Origin of the sequence: Sneathiella aquimaris (assembly GCF_026409565.1) — a bacterium.
GTDB classification, from domain to species: domain Bacteria; phylum Pseudomonadota; class Alphaproteobacteria; order Sneathiellales; family Sneathiellaceae; genus Sneathiella; species Sneathiella aquimaris.
Map to the genome: position 1 here is coordinate 3723545 of NZ_CP112881.1, position 19764 is coordinate 3743308.

Below are 19764 nucleotides of genomic sequence, written 5' to 3' on the forward strand. Positions count from 1 at the left end.
TTACGGTTTCCAGGTCAGGAAATTACCGATTAGGCGCAATCCCGCTTCCTGACTTTTTTCCGGATGGAACTGGGTTCCAACCATATTGTCTTTTCCAATAATCGCTGTCACTGTGCCCCCATAATCAACGGTTGCCAGAACATCCTTTTGATCGTGGGCAGCAACATGATAGCTATGCACGAAATAAATATGATCCCCGTTTTTCAGGCCGTCCAAAAGAATATGATCTGACTGCAGGTTAAGTTCATTCCAGCCCATATGCGGTATCTTCAGCGACGGATCGTTTGGTTTTAAAGCCGTCACTTCCCCCGGGATCCAGCCAAACCCATCGGTTTCCCCATATTCAAGGCTGCGACTGGCCATCAATTGCATGCCAACGCAGATCCCCATAAAGGGCATCGCACGCGTTACAACAGCTTCCTGCAACGCATCCCACATACCATCCAGGTTATTCAGTCCAACCTGACAATCCCGAAAGGCCCCGACACCGGGCAGTACAATCCGGTCCGCGCGCGCGACAACATCAGGATCGCTGGTCACAACCACAGTATGTTCAAGACCTCTTTCGCGAACGGCCCGTTCAAATGCCTTTGCAGCAGAACGCAGATTTCCAGAACCATAATCAATTATTGTAATCATTTTCTTTTCCACTCGTCCCGGCAAGATCCGGGGCAACAGGTGTAACAGATGCCTTGTATAATTGGTCTTTGAGCGCCTGTATTGCTAATCTTTCCGCCCCGTCGCGTGTATTTGCCATCACCGGGGCGGCTTCCTGATACCCGGCTTTGCGCCTCTGTTCGGCTTTTAACAGGGGTACGGCCCAGGCGAAAATCAAGTTTGTTCCCAAGGACAGTGAAAACGCAGTCGTTTGCGGAACGGATAACATGTTCAACAGGATCGTTGTCAGGAAAATAACCGCGACATACAGAATAAGGGGAAGCCACAGCCGGTTCATCAACGCGTAGAGTGCAGGCAGCATAAAGGCTAACCAGTGAAAGCTGTCGCGGTCAACAATCAACCCCGCACCATCCAACGGTCTGTCCATATGATAAAAGACAGAATAAGTTTTCATCCCATCACTGCCGGGACTGAACCCTTACAGGCTTCCGCCCAGCACTCCCTTTGTCGACGGAACAGCATCCGCCCGCCGTGGATCAATCTCTACTGCATCCCGCAAAGACCGGGCCAGCGCTTTAAAACAGCTCTCGATGATATGATGGTTATTTTCGCCATACAGATTTTCGACATGCAAAGTAATGCCCGCTCCATGAGCAAAGGCCTGGAACCATTCTTTAAACAATTCCGTGTCCATTTCACCCAGTTTGTCGCGGGTAAAAGCAACTTTCCAGATCAGGTAAGGTCGGTTGGAGATATCCAGGGCAACCCTTGTCAGCGTTTCATCCATTGGAATAAGGGCATTGGCATAGCGGCGAATCCCTTTCAGGTCGCCTAACGCCTCTGCAAAGGCGAGGCCCACTGCAATTCCCACATCCTCGGTTGTGTGGTGGAAGTCAATATGCAGGTCGCCTTCAGCACGGATATGAAGGTCAATCAGACTATGTCGGGACAGTTGTTCCATCATGTGATCCAGAAACCCAATTCCGGTTTTCACATCATATTTACCTGTACCGTCCAGATTGAGGCTTACTTCAATCTTGGTTTCGTTCGTAATCCGTTCTTGACGACCTTCACGCATGAAAATTCCTTTCCGGCGCATAAATTGAGACGCAGTCACGCGAGGATATAGCAGGAAGTCCCTATAAATCCAAGCATTGACAGAAAGAGAATGGGTATTCGGTCGTAAAAAATGAAATATTTTTTATAAGTTTGCAGGGATACCTGTGTTCACAGGCGGGATGGTTTGCGCCCGGGAAACGGTTGCAAGCTGCTCTTCGGCGCAGTTCATTGCGAAATCCAGACGAGCGGCCAACTCCTTTTCACCGTCCCGTATGGCATCCACCTTTAAATAGGCAAGGATTTCAAAGATTGCCTTTAAATTCGCCTGTTTTTCTGGGGAAGGCGGGGTATGCTGCAGTGTCGCGTTCATTGTCGTCTCCAATTTTATGCCCCTCCGGGCCGTTTACATACAAACGCCTGACTGTTTCATCTGTGACAGGATTTCTGGTCAAATGGAGGTTCAACCTTGACCGACGAATTAAAATGGTTACATCGTCTTTCATAAAGACACGTTACTGGAAGAATGAAATTAAATGTCTGAACAACTGGAAAGCTGGCACGGGACGACAATCCTGTCCGTCAGAAAAAACGGCAAGGTCGTTGTTGCAGGGGATGGTCAAGTATCCCTTGGTCAAACCGTCATTAAGGGAAATGCGCGCAAAGTGCGCAGAATTGGTGCGGGCGGCCATGTTATCGTTGGATTTGCTGGCGCAACAGCCGATGCCTTTACGCTCTTCGAACGTCTGGAAGGCAAGTTGGAACAACATCCCGGAAATCTGACACGGGCCTGTGTTGAACTCGCAAAAGACTGGCGCACAGACAAATATCTGAGACGTCTGGAAGCGATGATGGCGGTTGCGGATAAAGATGTTTCGTTGACCCTGACCGGGAACGGGGATGTGCTTGAGCCCGATGACGGCATTATCGCCATTGGTTCTGGCGGTAATTTCGCCCTGTCTGCCGCCCGTGCCCTGATTGATATCGACGGACTGGAAGCCGAAGATATTGTGCGCAAGTCCATGGAAGTTGCCGCCGATATCTGTGTCTATACAAACCGGAATTTTACTATCGAGAGTATCTGAGATTATGACCAACCTAAGCCCCCGTGAAATCGTCTATGAACTGGACCGGCATATTGTAGGTCAGGCAGACGCGAAGCGATCTGTGGCCATTGCTTTACGGAACCGTTGGCGCCGCCAGCAACTGTCTGAGGACATGCGCGAAGAAGTGCTTCCAAAAAATATTCTAATGATTGGCCCAACAGGCATTGGTAAAACAGAAATTTCACGCCGTCTGGCCAAACTGGCAAATGCCCCTTTTCTAAAGGTTGAAGCAACAAAATTCACAGAAGTGGGATATGTCGGCCGGGACGTCGAGCAGATCATCCGCGACCTGATGGAAATCGCGATCAACATGGTGCGTGAGGATCAGCGGGTTATGGTCAAGGCAAAAGCCGAACTTGCCGCAGAAGAAAGAGTTCTGGATGCGCTGGTTGGTGAGGACGCCTCTTCAGACACCCGCCAGAAATTCAGAAAAATGCTGCGAGAAGGAGCACTGGACGATAAAGAAATCGAACTGCATGTCGCGGATAACAGCAATGCCGGAATGCCCACTTTTGAAATCCCGGGAATGCCCGGCGCGCAAATGGGCATGATGAACCTGAACGATATCTTCGGCAAACTCGGCCCGCAAAAAACCAAACCGCGCAAAATGAACGTCTCTGAAAGCTATGGTGTTTTAATCGACGAAGAAGGCGACAAACTGCTTGATGAGGACGCGATTATTCTGGAAGCTAAAGAGCTTGTTGAAAATGGCTCGATTGTTGTTCTGGATGAAATTGACAAAATCTGCGCCCGAAGTGATCGGCAGGGTGCTGATGTCAGTCGCGAGGGTGTGCAGCGGGATCTTTTACCGCTCATCGAAGGGACAATCGTAAACACCAAATATGGAACGATCAAAACCGACCATATTCTGTTTATCGCGTCAGGTGCCTTTCACATTGCCAAACCTTCTGATTTATTGCCGGAGCTGCAAGGACGCCTGCCAATCCGGGTGGAATTGCAGGCCTTAACAGAAGAAGATCTGAAGCGCATCCTGACAGAGCCCGAAGCCAGTCTCATCAAACAGTATATCGCCTTGATGAATACCGAAAATGTCACCTTGACCTTCACCGACGATGCCATTGAAAAAATTGCGGCCATTTCGGCGAACGTCAATGCCAGTGTTGAAAATATCGGAGCACGGCGACTTCACACCATTTTGGAAAAAGTGCTGGAGGATATAAGCTTTACAGCAACCGATAGTCCGGACACCGAAGTGATTATCGATGCAAAATATGTTGAAAAACATGTTGGGCAATTGACCACCGATTCCGACTTGTCGAAGTTCATTTTGTAATCCGAAACCGCGCAATGAGGCCTGCCGCAGGTGGGCCTCCTGCCAAACTTTTCTGATCGTCTTCCATCCTAAGGCTTAGGGATTGCTTAATAAAAACATCGTAGATTGAACAACTATCATTTCAATTCCAACGGTGTGCTAAAATGAAAATTCTAACAGAAGCAGAACTGGAAAAGCAGTATGAGATCGAAGCCCTGGATGAGGCCAGAGATGTCGTGGCGGGCTTGGAAGTTCGGATGCAGCAAATAAGGGGCGGAACACTTGACCCCAAGGAAGCTGCGATGCTTCTGGCGCAGGACGCTTCAAACCTGCGCCTGAAAGCCAAGGCCGTTAATCTTCCGGGTCTGACCCCGCTTAGCCATCGTTTGGATGAATATCTGGCCCAGGCTGATCAAATTACCGATAAAAATCTCATGGATCTTCAGCGGTTCAGCGACAGAATCAGTGCGGTTCTGGATGGTGATGTTATTCCGCCAGAAGAGATTGCGACTGTTATTCGGGATCTTCCTCATAAAAGCACCTTTGAAGTCACCGATATTACAGTAACTGACACCGAAGTAACCCTGATTTTACCACAAAAAACAGCGGCCCGTGTTGTCGAACGTGAACTTGCCGCCTGTGGTTATCGTGTTTCAACCGTTCTCGACCCGATTGAAGCGTTTGAAATTGTTCTGGAAACTAAGCCGGATCTGGTAATCACAACCGCGGTTATGCCGCGTCTTTCAGGAATTGATCTGGCCTGTGCCCTCTCAGCAATGCCGACAACCAAAGATATTCCAGTTGCCGTTTTGACCAGTCTGGAACCCAATCATCCAGATTTACGAGCCCTTCCGATGAACGTCGGGATTATCCGCAGGGGTCCAAATTTCGGAAATGACCTTGCTGATACGCTCCAACGATTTGCGATCACCTGATCCTCACAATAAGGGGGTCATACCCCCTTGAACTGTGCCGCCCGTTTTTCGGCGAGCGCCGCCCGGCCTTCCGCAAAATCATCGGATTCCAAACATTTGATTTGGCGCTGGACCGCCGCATCTGCATCGAAGGCGGATCGGGCGATGTCGTTGAACGTGGCTTTCATTCCCCGAAGGCTGAGCGGTGCCAACGCCAACAGATCCGCCGCCAAGGCTTGTGTCTTTTGCTCCAGTTGGTCGGCATCCTGGGCCAGATAATCAAGAAATCCGATCTCTTTCAATTCACTTCCGCGCATTGTCTCCAAGGCTAAAAACAAGCGTTTCGCCGGTCCCAGACCAAGCCTTGAAACGGCCCGCGCCATTCCTGATGCATGATAATGAATACCGATTTTAGCCGGTGGAATAAAACATTTCATGGCCGTTGTACCGACGCGAAAATCACAGGCGAGCGCAAGATCTGTTCCACCGCCATAAACCCCTCCATTTAATTTGCATATGACGGGGAAAGGCAGGCTTTCAATCCGATTGGACAAAATTTCCAAAGGGTTAGCACTAAAATTATAGTCTTTTAATTCACCGAGATCAGCGCCCGCACAGAAACTTTTCCCCGTTGCCGTCAGAACTCCAACCCGGATGTCATCGTTGTTTGCCTGCACCTCAAGATGGTCCGACAACGCCGCCATCTCTTTTGGGTTCAAAACATTATGCTGTTCCGGTTTGTTGAGTGTGACTGTCAGCACATGATCCTTCTGATCGGATGAAAAGAAAGTGCCCATAACTTGATTACCCCTTGTTCTTGGTTTTAATGACTTGTAACACAGGGTTTGATTATTTGACAAAATCTCTGTTCATTCGCGATTTCAACAGCCGGTACCAGATGACTATGCGACGCCTCAAAATGGGATTATCAACGATCCTGGGACTCAAAAAACAGGGTTTCTTTATTCCCTACCGGTATGCGGACACGGTACCGATCCGAGCGCAGGACAGACCGTACGCTGCTTTGCTAGATCTCATGCAACAAAAAGAAGAGCATTTTGGGCGATTTCTGAACGGAATGGGCCGTTATTCAGAAGAATTATCCTCTTTTGGGAAGGAAGGTCCGCCCGCGCCGCGCTGGGAACAGGATTGGTTTCCCCGTCTGGACGGCGCCGCTGCCTATACCATGGTTCGAGACGAAAAACCGGCGACCATCATCGAGGTTGGCTCCGGGCATTCAACCCGTTTCATGATGCGCGCCATTCAGGACGGTAGGGTCAACAGCCGTTTTATCGCAATCGATCCTGCCCCGCGCCGATATCAGCAGCCTTGGTGTCGAAATATTCCCAACAACCGTGCAACAGGTCGACCCCTCCCTCTTTTCGGATCTGACATCGGGCGATATTCTTTTTATCGACAGCAGTCATATCGCCATGCCTGGAACAGATGTTGATTTTCTTTTTCTCGAAATACTACCGGCCCTTCCCAAAGGGGTCATCGTCCATATTCACGATATTTTCCTGCCCCATGACTATCCGGAAGGCTGGCACTGGCGCGGTTATAACGAACAACAGGTTGTCGCCCCGTTGCTAAGCGCAGGCTATGATCTTCTGTTTTCAAGCTATTATGTACAGCGTTATATGGGCGAGGCCCTTAATCGCAGTGTGGTTGGCTCTCTACCAATTCAGGACGGCGCGCATGAAACCAGCCTTTGGCTGAAAAAAGAGACATAACAGGAATATGATGTGTTGTTACTGTTATCTTTCCCAGAACAAGGCATATTAGAAAAATGCTGTCTCTAATAAAGCGCACCCTTCTTGGGAATGATATTGATGGTCAATTACCGGCGCGGGTGCAACAGGCCATACAAACACAGGAAAATCAGTCAGAAATACTGATTGCCTGGGTACAGCTCTTTCTGGTCATGGTTTTTGCGACCCTCTACGCGCTTTCGCCAAAAACCTTTTCTGCTGATGCAATGTTCGCCCCCGTGCCCTATGCGCTTGCCTCCTATTTGATATTCACGCTTATCCGCACGGCCGTTGCCATCACCCGGTATCTTTCCTGGTGGTTTTTATCCCTGTCTGTCATTGCCGATATGACATTGCTTATGTTCCTGATCTGGAGCTTTCATATCCAATATGAGCAAGAACCCTCTTTTTATCTTAAAGCGCCGACCCTGCTTTATGTTTTTATTTTCATATCGTTAAGGGCGTTGCGATTTGATGTGCGCTATGTCCTTCTGGCGGGCCTGAGTGCGGCGCTCGGTTGGACAGTGTTGCTTGGTTATGCTGTTCATTCCGGTAACGGAATGGCCAATATTACCAATGATTATGTCCTATACACCATGTCCCACAATATTTTGCTGGGTGCCGAGTTTGACAAAATCATCAGTATTCTTGTCGTGACGTTTATTCTCGCACTGGTAATTGTCCGGGCAAAACGGCTGCTGATCAATTCGGTTGCGCAGGCGACCGCTGCAGAAGACCTGTCGCGCTTTTTCTCACCGGAAATTGCAGAAAAAATCACCCATTCAGAAGGATGGATCGAGCCGGGAACCGGTCAAACCCGAGAAGCGGCCATCCTGCATTGTGATCTGCAAGGCTTTACCCGCCTTTCCATGGAAAAGCCGGCCAATGAAGTGATCACGCTTCTTGCTGAGTATCAGGCCCGGATTGTTCCCATCATCCAACGCAATGGCGGTACAATCGACAAGTTTCTCGGTGACGGCATTCTGGCTACTTTTGGTGCCGCTGTACAAACGGATCATTATTCTGCCGATTGCCTTCGGGCAATGGAAGAAATGATGGTGGAAACCAGAGACTGGGCAAAAGAGCGAGAAGCCCAAGGCCTTGAACCTCAGGTTATTCGCTTCACCGCCGCCTCGGGATCAATTCTGTTTGGCGCAGTCGGCGACAAAAGCCGGCTGGAATATACGGTGATCGGCGAGCCGGTCAATCTGGCCGCTAAACTCGATAAACATGCAAAAGCCGAACAGGCCATTGCCCTGCTTACCTTGCAAAGCTATGAAGAAGCACTCGCTCAGGGCTTTACGCCATCCACACAGATGGAAATCCGCGCCGCCCGCGATGTCGGCGGCGTGACAGGCCTTGTGGATCTTGTCGTCCTCACCGAAGCCGATTGACGGTAACCTTTCAAAGCCTTTTATTTATATGGATCCGCCGCATCCCGAAGACCATCCCCCAGGAAGTTAAACGCCAAGACAACGATAATGACGGGCACCACCGGATACATAAGCCAAGGTGTCGTCGCAACCGCATTGATATTGGTTGTTTCATTCAGCAATACCCCCCAGGATGTAATCGGCGGTCGCAACCCCAATCCAAGGAAGGAAAGCGCTGTTTCACCCAGAATCATGCTGGGAACGGCGAGGCTGGCGCTGGCGATCAGATGGCTGGCGAATGATGGCAACAGGTGGCGTCCAATAATCCGGGACGGACTGGCCCCCATCAACTGGGCCGCCGTTGTAAAGTCTTCCTCGCGTAACGACAGGAATTTTGATCGAACAGCGCGGGCAAGGCCCGGCCAATCCAGCAATCCAAGGATGACCGTCAGTCCAAAAAATACCCAGATCGGCGACCAGGTCACCGGTAGCGCCGCCGATAAGGCTAGCCACAGAGGCAATTGAGGGAGAGATTTCAACAGCTCGATGGTTCGTTGAATAACGTTATCAATCCAGCCACCATAATAGCCTGAGATACCACCAAGAATAATACCCAGCGTAAAACTGATAATGATACCGATCAGTCCGATGGTGAGGGAAATACGGGTACCATAAATGATCCGGGACAGGATATCCCGGCCCAGCCGGTCTGTCCCAAGCCAGAAGAAGGTTGCTTTACGCTGGTCATCCTGACAGACCAGATGAACATCGGTTTCAACCATTCCCCACAACTTATAGTCGTCGCCGCGGCAAAAATACCGCAGGGTATAAATCTGCTTTGTGTCAATCCGATATTCCCGCTGCAAGGTCTCAAGGTTCAACCGCTGGCGATACCCATAAACAAACGGCGCTCTTATCTCACCTTCGTGAAAGATGTGAATGGACTGCGGCGGCGCAAAAATATATTTCGTATTTCGGCTATGCAACTCATAGGGCGCAAGAAACTCTGTAAAGATGACCGAAAGATAAAATAGCAGCAAAACCAGGCCGCTGATCACGGCCAAACGGTGGCGGCAAAATTTCCACCACATCATTTTCCATTGCGACGCCAGATAGAATTTTTCCTGCTCTGCAGAGAGCTTTTCTACGGAATAGGGGTCAAAAGGTTCTGTCGAATGCCAGTGATCCAGCTTTGTCGTCTTGCCGGTTTCGTTGTTGATATCACTCATTTCGTGGCCCCTCCTGACAATCTGATCCGGGGGTCCAGCATGGCAAGCAGAATATCAGACACAAAGACACCGATGACCGTCAACAAGGCAAGGAACATCAGGAAGGATCCCGCCAGATACTGATCTTGCGATCGTAACGCGTCCAGCAGCATGGGACCGGCAGTCGGCAAACTCAGAACCGCACTCACGATCACCGATCCAGAAATGACATCGGGCAGTAAATTCCCAATATCGGCAATAAAGGGATTAAGCGACATCCTGATCGGATATTTTATAAGGGCCCGCACCTTGGGGACCCCTTTCGCCTTGGCCGTTGTTACATATTGCTTTTGCAATTCATCGAGCAGATTTGCCCGCAGACGGCGGATCATGGCTGCTGTACCACTGGTGCCGATAACAATCACCGGAATAATCATGTGATCCAGAACCGACAGGGCCTTGTCGATACTCCAGGGCTGATCCAGATATTGCTCATCCATCAGCCCGCCAATCGACAGGCCGAGATAGTAGTTGGCGTAATATAAAAGAACCATCGCCAGAAGGAAGTTCGGCGTTGCCAGCCCCAGATATCCGACCAGCGTAAAACCATAGTCCCCAATGGAATATTGGCGGGTCGCCGAATAAACCCCAATGGGAAAGGCCACAATGTAAATAAAGATTATCGTTGAGAAATTAATCACGAAGGTCAGGAACATTCGGTCCCCAAGAACTTCACTTACCGGCAGATCATAGGCAAAAGAATGTCCCCAGTTGCCCTGCAACAACCCGGAAAAACCGTTCGGCCCTGGCCAAAATCCCATCCAGATCGCATATTGCTCAACAAGCGGCTTGTCCAGCGAATACTGTTCCCGATAAAACGCAATCTTCGCCGCCGCCGACGCGGACTCCCCTTGCGCTTTCAATTCCTGAAGCTGATTGGAAAGATAATCACCCGGGGGCAACTGAATAATGATGAAAGTCAGGATACTGACCACCAGCAAAGTCGGGATCATAACCAGAACGCGTTGTGCAAAATAACTGAACATCCGCTTAGTTTCCCCCTACCCCATCAGCCGATAAAATACATATTGCCAGTAAAGTTGGCATTATTCTGCCCCCGTTTTCTGACTGGTATCAAACCAGAACATATCCGGATGATAAATCCCGAACTGCGCGCCAGGATCCCAATTAAAGATCGCCTTTTTCGGTACGTTTTTTAAAATGTTCTTCACAACAATGGGCTGCAATATACCGCTGACGACACCAATGGTATATTGCTCCTCCGCATGGATCCATAACATTTCTGTCCAGATTTTTGTTCGTTCTGCCGTGTCAGAGGCGTTCAGCCATTTGGAATATAGCGCGTTCAACTGATGGACTTTTGGCATGTCCACTTCTTCGCCAGACTGTCCTTTGGTCTCGAAATACTGTCCCCATTTCGGCCATTGATAGCTTTGCTGACTTGTTGTCGCCAGGATTGCCGGGCTGCTTTCCGGCGTTGGCACGCCATTTTCCAATCCGCCCCAAACCGATAAGATTGTCTCGCCTGCGAAAATACGATTTCTGAAGACGGATCGTTGGGATGGTTTGATAAACAGGGAAATACCGATTTCTTTCCAGGAATCCCGGATCAATTCCAAGACATCAGACTGTTCAGAATTTTCGCCCGCCGTTTCCACAATCAACAAAAGTGGTTCACCATTGGGAAGAAGCCGAATGCCATTGTTATCCCGGTCTGTCAGACCTATTTCATCAAGAAGCGCATTTGCTTTTTCGATATCCAGCGTTGCCCATCTGGTTCGCAATTCATCCGAATAAAAAACGCTCTGTTCCTGAACCGTATTATTGCCTTCTTTCGCCAAGCCGAAAAACAGGACATCGTTGATCTCTTCGCGGTCAATACCCAATGATAGCGCCCGCCGGAACCGCGCGTCGCGCATAAGCTTTCGCCAAACAGGATCAGAGGCGTTTAGATTTGGGAATAAGGCAAAATGGGACCCACGGACAGTTGGCCATAAAAGGGTCCTGTATTTGGAGCGTTTTTCATTGGCTTTAAGAAAAGTCGCATCCTGCAAACGAATAGCCCGGGCCTGCAGGTCAACATCCCCGGAAGCCGCCTTGGCGGAAATGAGTTTGCTTTCGGAAATGGATAACACAACCCGGTCAATATACGGCAGCTGGCGACCTTTTTCGTCAACCCGGTGAAAATACGGGTTTCGAACCCCGACAAATCGGTTGGCCGGTGCGGCAGTTGTGTTGCGCCACGGTTGAAGCGTTGGCAATTCAGGATTGTCAAATTTGTACAGATTATCTTTGCGGTTATGATTGGAGGCCCAGGACTTGAACTTGATCTTCTGGATCTTGCTCATCTTGGATTTATCCACATACCGATCATGAAATTTTTTCAAATAATGAGCTGGCCGATAAATCAGCAACGGCGACGCCCCGGCAAGAGACGCCAGAAAATTCGGGTTTGGCCGCGTCCAGGCATACCGAACCGTATACGCATCTGGGAAAGTTACTTCAGGATATTGATCTTCAACCGCCAGTGCGGAGGGCGGACCTGTCGGGGACAGCTTTGGATTGTTCGCGACATCTTCCCACCAATACCGGAAATCCTCTGATGTGAAGGGTGCCCCGTCCGACCATTTATGGCCTTTACGCAAATAAAAGGTAAAGACGCGGTTATCCTGTACTTCAAAATCACGAACGATATCCGCAGCAATTTTCAAATCCTGTGTATAGCCAACCAGACGCGCATACCCATAAACAAACATCAACTTCACATCAGACGCACTGCCAATGAGCGTTTTAAGACTGCCACCATATTCACCAAGTGTCCGACCCTCTCGTAACGGAACGACAAGAGGGGTATCGGGCAACCGTTCTGCCATGGGAGGCAGTTGCCCCATATCCACCTGTTCTTTCAAAGAAGGGATTTCGGCAGCAACCCCGAGACTGGCAAGACACCAGAGACAGGCCGTCATTATTGCCAATTTTATGTTCCTGAAATGAGCAGTCACAGTTTTAACTCCGACATATCAGCATCTTTCTGGACCCGAATAAAATGATCATCCCCCAAATCATACATCATGGCAGGGCTTTCATCACTGGCTGTAAACGGCCTTGCCCAGGCTTTTGGATCAGAAGCTTTTTCTTCCACAAGATGGGCGAAATCCAGTTTATGTTCCGGATCGGGCTCCGGGACAGCCGCCAAGAGCCGTTTTGTATAAGGATGCACCGGATTTTTAAACAAAACATCGCGGGGCGCCGTTTCTACCAGTTTGCCTTGGCACATCACAGCAATTCGGTCCGCGATATAATCCACCACCGCCAAATTGTGAGAGATGAACAAATAAGTAAGGCCCAACTCTTTTTGCAGGTCTTTCAGCAAATTCAGGATCTGCGCCTGAATTGATACATCCAGCGCAGAAACCGGCTCATCACAAATTAACAAATCCGGTTTCAGGGCCAGGGCTCTTGCTATTCCGATACGCTGGCGCTGCCCGCCAGAGAAAGAATGAGGGTAGCGGCGCAGAAAACGGATATCCAGACCCACGAGGTTCATCAATTCCTTGACCGTTTCCTCCCGCTCTTTCTGATTTCCAATATTGTGGATAACCAATGGTTCCGAAATAATATCAAAAACCGTCATCCGCGGATTGAGGGATGAAAAGGGATCCTGAAAGATAAACTGGACTTTTTCGCGATAATCGAACAGTTCTTTTTTGCCAAGATGCAGAACATCCAGATCCGTTCCCCGATCATTATAGGTAACAACCCCTTCTGACGCGGTGACGGCCCGAAGGATCAATTTTGACAAGGTCGTTTTTCCGCAACCGGACTCGCCGACCAGTCCCAGGCATTCCCCCGGCTTTATGTAAAAACTAACATCATCGACCGCCTTCACCGTACCGCCGGGCTTACTGCCCAGCATCGTTGTTTTACGGGTTGTGAATGTTTTGCTTAAATTTTGGACCGATAAAATCGGTGGATCGTCATGTCCGCCCGGCTTGCGTGGATTGGCCTGACTTAAAAACCGGCTGTCTTTTTCGCGCTTGATTTCCCGGATCGGGGTCAACTTTTCCCCTTCTTTCATGTGAAAACGCGGAACAGCTTTCAGAAGAGCTTTCAGGTAGGGATGCCGCGGGTCACCAAAGATATCATCCAGTGTCCCCTGCTCCATGACCTTGCCATGATACATGACGACCACTTCGTCCGCCATACTGGCGACGACACCCAGATCATGGGTAATCATCAAGATGGCCATTTTCAGTTGTTTCTGCAACGATTGCATCAAATCCAGGATCTGAGCCTGGATGGTCACATCAAGGGCCGTTGTCGGCTCATCCGCAATAAGCAGGGCGGGGTTACAAATCATGGCCATGGCAATCATCGCCCGCTGCCGCAACCCGCCTGACAATTCAAAGGGATACGTGCTCAACGCCGCTTCAGGATCCGGAAATCCAACCAGACGGAGCATATCCATGGTGATTTCCTGACCTTCCTGCTTTGTTTTCTTATGATGCAGGTGAAGGGCCTCGGAAATCTGGTCACCGATCGTATGCAACGGGGACAGGGACGTCATCGGTTCCTGAAAAATAATCGTAATCCGCCCACCGCGAATTTCGCGCATTTCCCGGCTGTCTGGTTTCAGTTTTGCAATATCATAAAAATTGCCGGGCTTCTGGGGATCAAAAAATATGATTTCACCTTTTGAAATCCGTGCCGCTTTGGGAAGAATGGACATAATCGCCTGACTGATAACCGATTTACCAGAACCAGACTCGCCGACCAGCGCAACGGTTTTACCTTCAGGCACACGAAAACTCACACCATCGACGGCTTTGACAACACCCTCGGCGACATGAAATTCAACTTTCAGATCACGAACCAGCAACACATTGGACATTCTTTATTTTCTTCCCCAACTAGCTGGCTGTATATCGCCGTGGTTATTGGCGTAGATGCCAAGAATATCCAGATTTTGTGCTGTTGCCGAACTGAAAGAAAGACCTCTGCCCGCAGCAATGGTTGCGCAGATTTCCACCAAATCTTCGAAATCAGTGATCGTGGATTCAATCCTCAATCGAACACCTCTACCTTCCAACTTAAGCTGCATCCATCCCTTTTCTCCATCACGGCGTGTGGAAAAATAGGAAACCGAGAATGCCTTAAGTTCCTCCCAATCAATACATTTAGCCTGTAATCCGGTTATGCAGATTTTATTTTCCGTAATACAGACTTTTGCAATATGCCTGTTTATTGCTCTTAAAGCATACAAGATAAACAGGCAAAGCAAAGCTCCCAATATATAAACAATGACAGATGATGGCCTCAACAACAAGAGGGGAAGCGCGGTTAGTCCAATTCCAATTCCCGCCCGCACATACTCGCGCATCACTTCCTTAAAAGGGTAGGTAAATACTTTCATCGTTTTTCAGGATCAACATCCGCCAGAATTTCAACCCGCCCCCTTGTCACTTTGATTACTCCACTAGCGCCATAGCGCCGGGAAATGTCATCCATCTTACAGCTTTGTGACTGTTTAAAAAGGACAGTAGTTTAAAAGTAATTTCCCAAATCGCCTCGTCATGAACAAGATGATGGGTCAACAGCCCGGTTGGTTCCAGCACATCAGCACCTCCCGACCGCCGCGCCTGCAGATGGCGGATCACAAGAGCAAGCACTTCTTTCTCGTCAAGGGCACTTCTGTTTCCGCGCCAGAAGATAGGGTCAACATGGGTATTTATTTCCACAAGCCCCCCGTTGTGAACCGCATTTTCCCGAGCTCTATAGCGCGACAAACCAATAAATCCCGCGTCTGCAAGCGGGCCGAGCAAACGGGATGTGATCCGGTTCCAGGGAGGAACAAAGACGGGAAGATACTGACCACCGAACAATTCCTCCATCCGTGATTTACCGGACAGTATATCCGACAGGCTTTCGTCCACAGGGCGCGTGTCTGGAAATTCGCACTTCTTTTGTCCGGCATCTGCAAAGTTCTGATGCAGCACCCCATGTTGCAAAAACAGGCAGCCATCGGCCTCGTCTGCAATATGTGGATCAACCCGATCTGGAATAACGGCAAGCCCCAGCGGAATATCCAGCGCAGCCCTTAACTGAAGCAAGCGCATGAACGCATCTGTTGGCTCGTTCAGATCGTCATCGCGCCACCAGAAGGTCGCCCTCTTGCCAGCGTCCAGCCATTGGTCCAGCTCAGCTTGCAATAGATCCCAATCAGCCATTTTTTTCTGCAACCCATTGTTTAAGAAGCGCCGCTGACCGGGTTCCTCCGTCAATATCGATCGATGCTTCAGATGGGGGCCCTTTCAGCGCCCTGTCCACTTGACCCGCCAATATCTCCGGTGTGAGCCCGGCTTCATTAGCAATATGAAGCACGCCTTTTTTCGCCAGCAGCTCTGCCCGTAACGTCTGTTCGGTCTCCACGCCCCCCGCATAAGGCACAATCACCGCCCGGCAACCGGCATAGAGAATTTCCATCACAGTATTGTAACCGCCCTGACTGATCGACAGATCACAATTCATCAGCAAACTGGTAAAATCTTTTCGCGCCCTCTCCACAATAACCCCGGCGGGGGCCATCCCGCGAAGTTCTTGAAAAATCTCATCTTCGACGGTCGTTCCAACCATCATGCGCCAGACCTTATCACGGGCAGAAGACAACGCCTTGGCTTTCATCGCGGTTTTCAAAAGTTCTGTTCCGACGGCTCCCCCGCCGCTGGACACAATCACCTCGCCCGCGCCGACCGGCTCTGCGCCTCCACGGACACCGGTGCGGTCAACCACATATCCGGTGTAGAAAATCTGGCCCTGAATTCGGGCGGTATGCGGAAAGGTCCGGTCGAGTGAAATAAGCTCTGGATCCCCATGAACCATGACTTTATCAAAATAGGTTTCGACAAGGGCCAGCATTTCGTCGTTCCGGCCGGGCTTGGTTTGGGCAACTAGAATATCCCGAACAGAGGAGACAATCAGAGGCGGCTTTCCTGACGCCTTTGCGGCTTTCAACAACGGTAATAATTCAAACCGCATCTGACGGCGCCCAAAAGGAAATAGCTCTGTAATCAGGATATCCGGTTGGATATCGTCATACAGATCCAGCAATTTTCCGGCGCGCATGTCGCGCCAACCATCATCAATCTGATTTCCTTCTTCATCGACAAGTTCTTTAAAGAACAGATCGGTGGCTCGCGTGGCCGGCAGTTGAACAAGGTGCGCCCCGCCCAGATCGATGTCGATCTTGTGCCCACCTGAAACAACGGTGACATCAAAACCGGATCGCACCAGATTTCGGGCAAGCGTCGCGGTTCTGCGAAGATGTCCAATCCCCAGAAGGTGCTGCACATAAAAAAGAACGCGGATGGGCAATAACTCGGTCATGATGTCTCCAACGGAATATTCACGCAGTCAGGAAATATCCTGCCAGACGGGTCTACTTTAAATAAATGCACGCAGGACCAATCGAACGGAACTGGCGCTTTTTCAGTCATGTCCCAGTTGTAAGCCAGGGATTTCAAGGCGCGTATAATCCCTTTATGTGTAACGGCTATTGTTGGTTCAGACAATTCCATAAGCCAGGGTCGCAAACGCTCCTGAACCATGGCTGGGCTTTCCCCGGCAGGCGGCTGCATATGAAGCCCCTTGGCTTCATTCTGACGCATTTCCTCTCCGTAAAGGGCTCGAAGCTCGGACAAGGTCTTACCGTCCCAGTCCCCCCAATCCATCTCAATAATCCGCGGTTCGATATGCGGGGCTTCCGCCCCCAGCAGCAAAGCGGTCTCTTCCGCCCGTTTTAAGGGACTACTGACCCAGTTGAACGCGCGAAACCGGGCCGGGATACGAACCCCTTCAAGCGTTTTACGTCCGATATCACTTAACGGAATATCACGCCGCCCCTGAATACGTTTTTCAAGGTTCCATTCGGTTTTTCCATGCCGGACAAGCAATAAAGGGATCACGATAAAACCTCGCCGAGCTGTTGTTTTAACATGGATGAAGCCGCCTCCAACCCCCGTTTATCACGTGCAAAATTGGCTGCATTTTGTCCCAGCTGAGCTCGTAGATGCGGCTCATCCAGCAATTTCCGAATTGCCGCAGCAAACGCTGGCATATCTCCGGCAGGGCAAAGCAAGCCCGTTTTACCTGAAAGCACAACATCGGGAACACCGCGAATATCTCCCGCCACGGCTGGCAAGCCACAAGAGGCTGCTTCCAGAAATGTCATGCCATACGCCTCCCCATGGGCAGGCCAGACATACACATCCGCTTTTTTATACAAACCGAAAAGCGCCGGAGCCTCCAAAGCACCCAGAAACAAAAGCCGATCCTTTGCCGGTTCAAAGAACGAGCGAATAAGGTCTTTTTGTGGGCCATCCCCGACGACTGCCAATTGCCAATCATCTCCGCCGAGAAACCGGCAAGCCTCAGCAAGTTGTCTGTAGGATTGTAATTTATCGCCGCTTCTCATCATGGCAACAGTCAGTAAGAGCGATTTTTGACAATCCCACCCGGCATTCTCAAGCAACCGTTCCACATCTTTTTCGGCCAGCGCCGCGGGCTGTTCATCCAGAAAGGGCGGCAAATATACCAGAGCGTCCTGTCGGTCGAGCAATGGCTTCAGGCAGGCCCCATCCAGACGGGTCATATGAAACACCCGCGACGCCTGCTTTATCGCCTTTTCCGCGGCCTCATATCCCATGGCCCAAGGCCCCTCTTTCTGTTTAGGCGCATGGCTGGCTTCTGCGACAAAATACGGTATCCCAAAATGCCCCGACACTTTTGGGCCAATCCAGTCCGGAGCCTTGTGATACACATGATAGGTAAACCAGGCCTGTGGCCGCGCGGCGGGTTCTGTGTTTTCCAAAACCGAAATTATTCGTTCCGCCTCAGCCAATCCCGCTAAACGAACCTCTTCTTGGCAGGACTTATCGCCGTTTTTGTCGAAACTTCGAAATTCGCTATAAAGGTCAACCTCAAATCCAGCTTCACGCAATGCTTTCATCAACAATCTGGCCACCCGTCTGTCACCTGATGGGACAGGGTGGTTTGGTGATTTCATTGGTGCGTAAAAGCCAAGTTTCATGATGGATTATCTGTTTTGTCTGGAGCAGTTTTAAGTCCGAATTTTGCCGCCAGTCTGTCAATCCATTTAGACGCGTCAAATTTTTGCCGAAGAATTTCATCCCCGCGATCGGCAAATGCCTGACGTTTAGCCGGAAACACGATCATATTTTCAAGCGCCGCCGCCAAAGATACTGGGTCACGCTGCGGTACAAGAAGACCACTTTCACCGTTCTCAATCAATTCGGGAATAGCGGAAACCTCTGTTGATACTACCGCCACTTTCTGGCTTTGTGCCTCCATCAATACATTGGGCAATCCATCACGGTCGCCATCATCTGCGATCCGACTTGCCAGGACGAAAATGTCGGATGCCTTAAGGTTTTCCAGAACGTCTTTTTGTGACAGCGCACCGCGCCAGGTAATCCGATCAGACAATCCAAGTTCTGCTGCCTGCTGTTTTAAATCCTTTAATAAGCCACCCCCGCCAATATGGGTAAAATGCCACTGCAGGTCTTCTGGCAGAATGGCCAACGCCTTCAGCAGATCATCATACCCCTTTTTTGTCACGGCACGGCCAACAGAAATGATTTTCACGGGTGCGGCAGCGTCCCGCCCATCGTTGACATGGTTTTTATCAGGTGCCACAGGAAAGCGGGACAAATCAAGCCCGTGATATAACAAAGAGACCGTTTCAGGATTTGACGCCAGTTTTCGCAAATAATGTGTGTTGAAACTGGTGCAGGTCACCAGCCATTTCAGATCATCCAGTTTTTCTGACAGTTCCCATTCTTCAGATGTCCAGATATCTTTGGCATGCGCCGAGCAGGACCAGTCCAACCCTGTCATATGTGCCGCATACCGCGCGACAGACGCGGGCGTATGCAAGAAATGCGCATATAATTCGCGGCTGCCTTCCGGCATTTCTGCGGCCAGGACCAACGCCTGCCCAAAGCGGCGTCCACGATTGGAAGTCACTCCCCTTAAAAAATCACGGATCCAGATCGACTTCGCTTTCTTATATCCTGGAAAATGTCTGGCTTTCTTCCATGCGCGCCAGACGCGACCCGGTTCCTGATACAAATATTCTGGTAAATATGTAACAGGCGCCTGAATTTCATCGTGGATCGGATGGGTTGTTTTATCCGTCGGATGACGCAGAGAAATCAGATGCAGCCGCAACCCCTTTTTTTCCAGGGCCAGTAATTCCTGCGCGATAAAGGTTTCAGAAAGGCGCGGATATCCTTTCAGCACAACGGTTATTACATTCTGTGGTTCTGAATTTGACAATCTGCATGCCCTGAATATTTGGATCCTGCTCCCCTGATTAAGCGTAGTTCTGGTGAATTACAACCAACAATCGCGGGCAAAAAAAACCGTT

The 19764-nt window shown here is 50.0% G+C and carries 21 protein-coding genes; 6 read left to right on the forward strand and 15 right to left on the reverse strand.

What is annotated here, in order from left to right; translation table 11 throughout:
- The 4 genes from hisH to OIR97_RS17635 all read right to left on the reverse strand — a co-directional run bounded on the left by hisH (nucleotide 1) and on the right by OIR97_RS17635 (nucleotide 2047).
- Nucleotides 1-639 carry an imidazole glycerol phosphate synthase subunit HisH gene (gene hisH / locus OIR97_RS17620; RefSeq protein WP_169543518.1) on the reverse strand — a complete coding sequence of 213 codons (639 nt, stop codon included), beginning with the start codon at nucleotides 637-639 and terminating at the stop codon, nucleotides 1-3.
- On the reverse strand, nucleotides 623-1072 hold the full coding sequence (locus tag OIR97_RS17625) for a DUF2628 domain-containing protein (RefSeq protein ID WP_169543519.1): 450 nt from the start codon (nucleotides 1070-1072) through the stop codon (nucleotides 623-625). Before OIR97_RS17625 ends, hisH begins: the two co-directional genes overlap by 17 nt.
- A 24-nt stretch (nucleotides 1073-1096) precedes the next feature.
- Nucleotides 1097-1696: an imidazoleglycerol-phosphate dehydratase HisB gene (gene hisB / locus OIR97_RS17630; protein ID WP_169543520.1), complete on the reverse strand. Its 600-nt coding sequence runs from the start codon at nucleotides 1694-1696 to the stop codon at nucleotides 1097-1099.
- A gap of 123 nt (nucleotides 1697-1819) precedes the next feature.
- Nucleotides 1820-2047, reverse strand: a complete 228-nt coding sequence (locus OIR97_RS17635) for a hypothetical protein (RefSeq protein WP_169543521.1) — start codon at nucleotides 2045-2047, stop codon at nucleotides 1820-1822.
- A gap of 163 nt (nucleotides 2048-2210) precedes the next feature.
- On the opposite strand from OIR97_RS17635, the gene hslV reads away from it, so the two are divergent.
- The 3 genes from hslV (at nucleotide 2211) to OIR97_RS17650 (ending at nucleotide 4988) form a co-directional block, all read left to right on the forward strand.
- On the forward strand, nucleotides 2211-2759 hold the full coding sequence (gene hslV / locus OIR97_RS17640; protein WP_169543522.1) for an ATP-dependent protease subunit HslV: 549 nt from the start codon (nucleotides 2211-2213) through the stop codon (nucleotides 2757-2759).
- Between the two features lie 4 nt (nucleotides 2760-2763).
- Entirely contained in the window at nucleotides 2764-4074 is a 1311-nt protein-coding gene (gene hslU, locus OIR97_RS17645) for an ATP-dependent protease ATPase subunit HslU (protein WP_181017842.1), read from the forward strand.
- A gap of 143 nt (nucleotides 4075-4217) precedes the next feature.
- The gene (locus OIR97_RS17650) at nucleotides 4218-4988 is read left to right on the forward strand and encodes a response regulator (protein ID WP_169543523.1); all 771 of its coding nucleotides are present in this window, start codon (nucleotides 4218-4220) and stop codon (nucleotides 4986-4988) included.
- A gap of 17 nt (nucleotides 4989-5005) precedes the next feature.
- Here OIR97_RS17650 and OIR97_RS17655 read toward each other — a convergent pair whose 3' ends face one another.
- Nucleotides 5006-5764 carry an enoyl-CoA hydratase/isomerase family protein gene (locus OIR97_RS17655; RefSeq protein WP_169543524.1) on the reverse strand — a complete coding sequence of 253 codons (759 nt, stop codon included), beginning with the start codon at nucleotides 5762-5764 and terminating at the stop codon, nucleotides 5006-5008.
- A 101-nt stretch (nucleotides 5765-5865) separates the two neighbouring features.
- Here OIR97_RS17655 and OIR97_RS17660 point away from each other — a divergent pair, with 101 nt between their 5' ends.
- From OIR97_RS17660 to OIR97_RS17670, 3 genes are read left to right on the forward strand one after another with little or no spacing between them, the layout of a single operon-like run.
- Nucleotides 5866-6420 carry an O-methyltransferase gene (locus OIR97_RS17660; protein WP_219821591.1) on the forward strand — a complete coding sequence of 185 codons (555 nt, stop codon included), beginning with the start codon at nucleotides 5866-5868 and terminating at the stop codon, nucleotides 6418-6420.
- On the forward strand, nucleotides 6401-6700 hold the full coding sequence (locus OIR97_RS17665) for a hypothetical protein (RefSeq protein WP_219821592.1): 300 nt from the start codon (nucleotides 6401-6403) through the stop codon (nucleotides 6698-6700). The genes OIR97_RS17660 and OIR97_RS17665 overlap by 20 nt, the downstream gene beginning before the upstream one ends.
- Before the next feature lie 56 nt (nucleotides 6701-6756).
- Complete coding sequence (locus OIR97_RS17670) at nucleotides 6757-8112, forward strand: adenylate/guanylate cyclase domain-containing protein (protein ID WP_169543525.1); 1356 nt, start codon at nucleotides 6757-6759, stop codon at nucleotides 8110-8112.
- 20 nt (nucleotides 8113-8132) lie between these two features.
- Here the strand turns inward: OIR97_RS17670 and OIR97_RS17675 are convergent, their stop codons facing one another.
- The 10 genes from OIR97_RS17675 to OIR97_RS17725 are packed head-to-tail and all read right to left on the reverse strand — an operon-like array spanning nucleotide 8133 to nucleotide 19673.
- Nucleotides 8133-9320, reverse strand: a complete 1188-nt coding sequence (locus tag OIR97_RS17675; protein ID WP_169543526.1) for an ABC transporter permease — start codon at nucleotides 9318-9320, stop codon at nucleotides 8133-8135.
- The gene (locus OIR97_RS17680) at nucleotides 9317-10345 is read right to left on the reverse strand and encodes an ABC transporter permease (protein WP_169543527.1); all 1029 of its coding nucleotides are present in this window, start codon (nucleotides 10343-10345) and stop codon (nucleotides 9317-9319) included. Before OIR97_RS17680 ends, OIR97_RS17675 begins: the two co-directional genes overlap by 4 nt.
- 60 nt (nucleotides 10346-10405) lie before the next feature.
- Nucleotides 10406-12286 carry an ABC transporter substrate-binding protein gene (locus tag OIR97_RS17685; protein ID WP_169544337.1) on the reverse strand — a complete coding sequence of 627 codons (1881 nt, stop codon included), beginning with the start codon at nucleotides 12284-12286 and terminating at the stop codon, nucleotides 10406-10408.
- Nucleotides 12287-12318: 32 nt separating this feature from the next.
- Entirely contained in the window at nucleotides 12319-14211 is a 1893-nt protein-coding gene (locus OIR97_RS18720; RefSeq protein WP_169543528.1) for an ABC transporter ATP-binding protein, read from the reverse strand.
- A 3-nt stretch (nucleotides 14212-14214) separates the two neighbouring features.
- Nucleotides 14215-14733 carry a hypothetical protein gene (locus OIR97_RS17700; RefSeq protein WP_169543529.1) on the reverse strand — a complete coding sequence of 173 codons (519 nt, stop codon included), beginning with the start codon at nucleotides 14731-14733 and terminating at the stop codon, nucleotides 14215-14217.
- 55 nt (nucleotides 14734-14788) lie between these two features.
- Nucleotides 14789-15547, reverse strand: a complete 759-nt coding sequence (locus OIR97_RS17705) for a polysaccharide deacetylase family protein (RefSeq protein WP_169543530.1) — start codon at nucleotides 15545-15547, stop codon at nucleotides 14789-14791.
- Nucleotides 15540-16703, reverse strand: a complete 1164-nt coding sequence (locus OIR97_RS17710) for a glycosyltransferase family protein (RefSeq protein ID WP_169543531.1) — start codon at nucleotides 16701-16703, stop codon at nucleotides 15540-15542. Before OIR97_RS17710 ends, OIR97_RS17705 begins: the two co-directional genes overlap by 8 nt.
- Entirely contained in the window at nucleotides 16700-17281 is a 582-nt protein-coding gene (locus tag OIR97_RS17715) for a histidine phosphatase family protein (protein ID WP_169543532.1), read from the reverse strand. Before OIR97_RS17715 ends, OIR97_RS17710 begins: the two co-directional genes overlap by 4 nt.
- Entirely contained in the window at nucleotides 17278-18405 is a 1128-nt protein-coding gene (locus tag OIR97_RS17720; protein WP_169543533.1) for a glycosyltransferase family 4 protein, read from the reverse strand. Before OIR97_RS17720 ends, OIR97_RS17715 begins: the two co-directional genes overlap by 4 nt.
- Nucleotides 18402-19673 (reverse strand): glycosyltransferase, encoded by a 1272-nt coding sequence (locus OIR97_RS17725; protein ID WP_181017843.1) that lies wholly within the window; start codon nucleotides 19671-19673, stop codon nucleotides 18402-18404. The genes OIR97_RS17720 and OIR97_RS17725 overlap by 4 nt, the downstream gene beginning before the upstream one ends.
- Between the last annotated feature and the right edge of the window lie 91 nt (nucleotides 19674-19764).

What these genes read in the sequence shown, in the direction of transcription:
- hisH (WP_169543518.1), bottom strand. Translation starts at nt 639, where the DNA reads ATGATTACAATAATTGATTATGGTTCTGGAAATCTGCGTTCTGCTGCA.
- OIR97_RS17625 (WP_169543519.1), bottom strand. Translation starts at nt 1,072, where the DNA reads ATGAAAACTTATTCTGTCTTTTATCATATGGACAGACCGTTGGATGGT.
- hisB (WP_169543520.1), bottom strand. Translation starts at nt 1,696, where the DNA reads ATGCGTGAAGGTCGTCAAGAACGGATTACGAACGAAACCAAGATTGAA.
- OIR97_RS17635 (WP_169543521.1), bottom strand. Translation starts at nt 2,047, where the DNA reads ATGAACGCGACACTGCAGCATACCCCGCCTTCCCCAGAAAAACAGGCG.
- hslV (WP_169543522.1), top strand. Translation starts at nt 2,211, where the DNA reads ATGTCTGAACAACTGGAAAGCTGGCACGGGACGACAATCCTGTCCGTC.
- hslU (WP_181017842.1), top strand. Translation starts at nt 2,764, where the DNA reads ATGACCAACCTAAGCCCCCGTGAAATCGTCTATGAACTGGACCGGCAT.
- OIR97_RS17650 (WP_169543523.1), top strand. Translation starts at nt 4,218, where the DNA reads ATGAAAATTCTAACAGAAGCAGAACTGGAAAAGCAGTATGAGATCGAA.
- OIR97_RS17655 (WP_169543524.1), bottom strand. Translation starts at nt 5,764, where the DNA reads ATGGGCACTTTCTTTTCATCCGATCAGAAGGATCATGTGCTGACAGTC.
- OIR97_RS17660 (WP_219821591.1), top strand. Translation starts at nt 5,866, where the DNA reads ATGACTATGCGACGCCTCAAAATGGGATTATCAACGATCCTGGGACTC.
- OIR97_RS17665 (WP_219821592.1), top strand. Translation starts at nt 6,401, where the DNA reads ATGCCTGGAACAGATGTTGATTTTCTTTTTCTCGAAATACTACCGGCC.
- OIR97_RS17670 (WP_169543525.1), top strand. Translation starts at nt 6,757, where the DNA reads ATGCTGTCTCTAATAAAGCGCACCCTTCTTGGGAATGATATTGATGGT.
- OIR97_RS17675 (WP_169543526.1), bottom strand. Translation starts at nt 9,320, where the DNA reads ATGAGTGATATCAACAACGAAACCGGCAAGACGACAAAGCTGGATCAC.
- OIR97_RS17680 (WP_169543527.1), bottom strand. Translation starts at nt 10,345, where the DNA reads ATGTTCAGTTATTTTGCACAACGCGTTCTGGTTATGATCCCGACTTTG.
- OIR97_RS17685 (WP_169544337.1), bottom strand. Translation starts at nt 12,286, where the DNA reads ATGACGGCCTGTCTCTGGTGTCTTGCCAGTCTCGGGGTTGCTGCCGAA.
- OIR97_RS18720 (WP_169543528.1), bottom strand. Translation starts at nt 14,211, where the DNA reads ATGTCCAATGTGTTGCTGGTTCGTGATCTGAAAGTTGAATTTCATGTC.
- OIR97_RS17700 (WP_169543529.1), bottom strand. Translation starts at nt 14,733, where the DNA reads ATGAAAGTATTTACCTACCCTTTTAAGGAAGTGATGCGCGAGTATGTG.
- OIR97_RS17705 (WP_169543530.1), bottom strand. Translation starts at nt 15,547, where the DNA reads ATGGCTGATTGGGATCTATTGCAAGCTGAGCTGGACCAATGGCTGGAC.
- OIR97_RS17710 (WP_169543531.1), bottom strand. Translation starts at nt 16,703, where the DNA reads ATGACCGAGTTATTGCCCATCCGCGTTCTTTTTTATGTGCAGCACCTT.
- OIR97_RS17720 (WP_169543533.1), bottom strand. Translation starts at nt 18,405, where the DNA reads ATGAAACTTGGCTTTTACGCACCAATGAAATCACCAAACCACCCTGTC.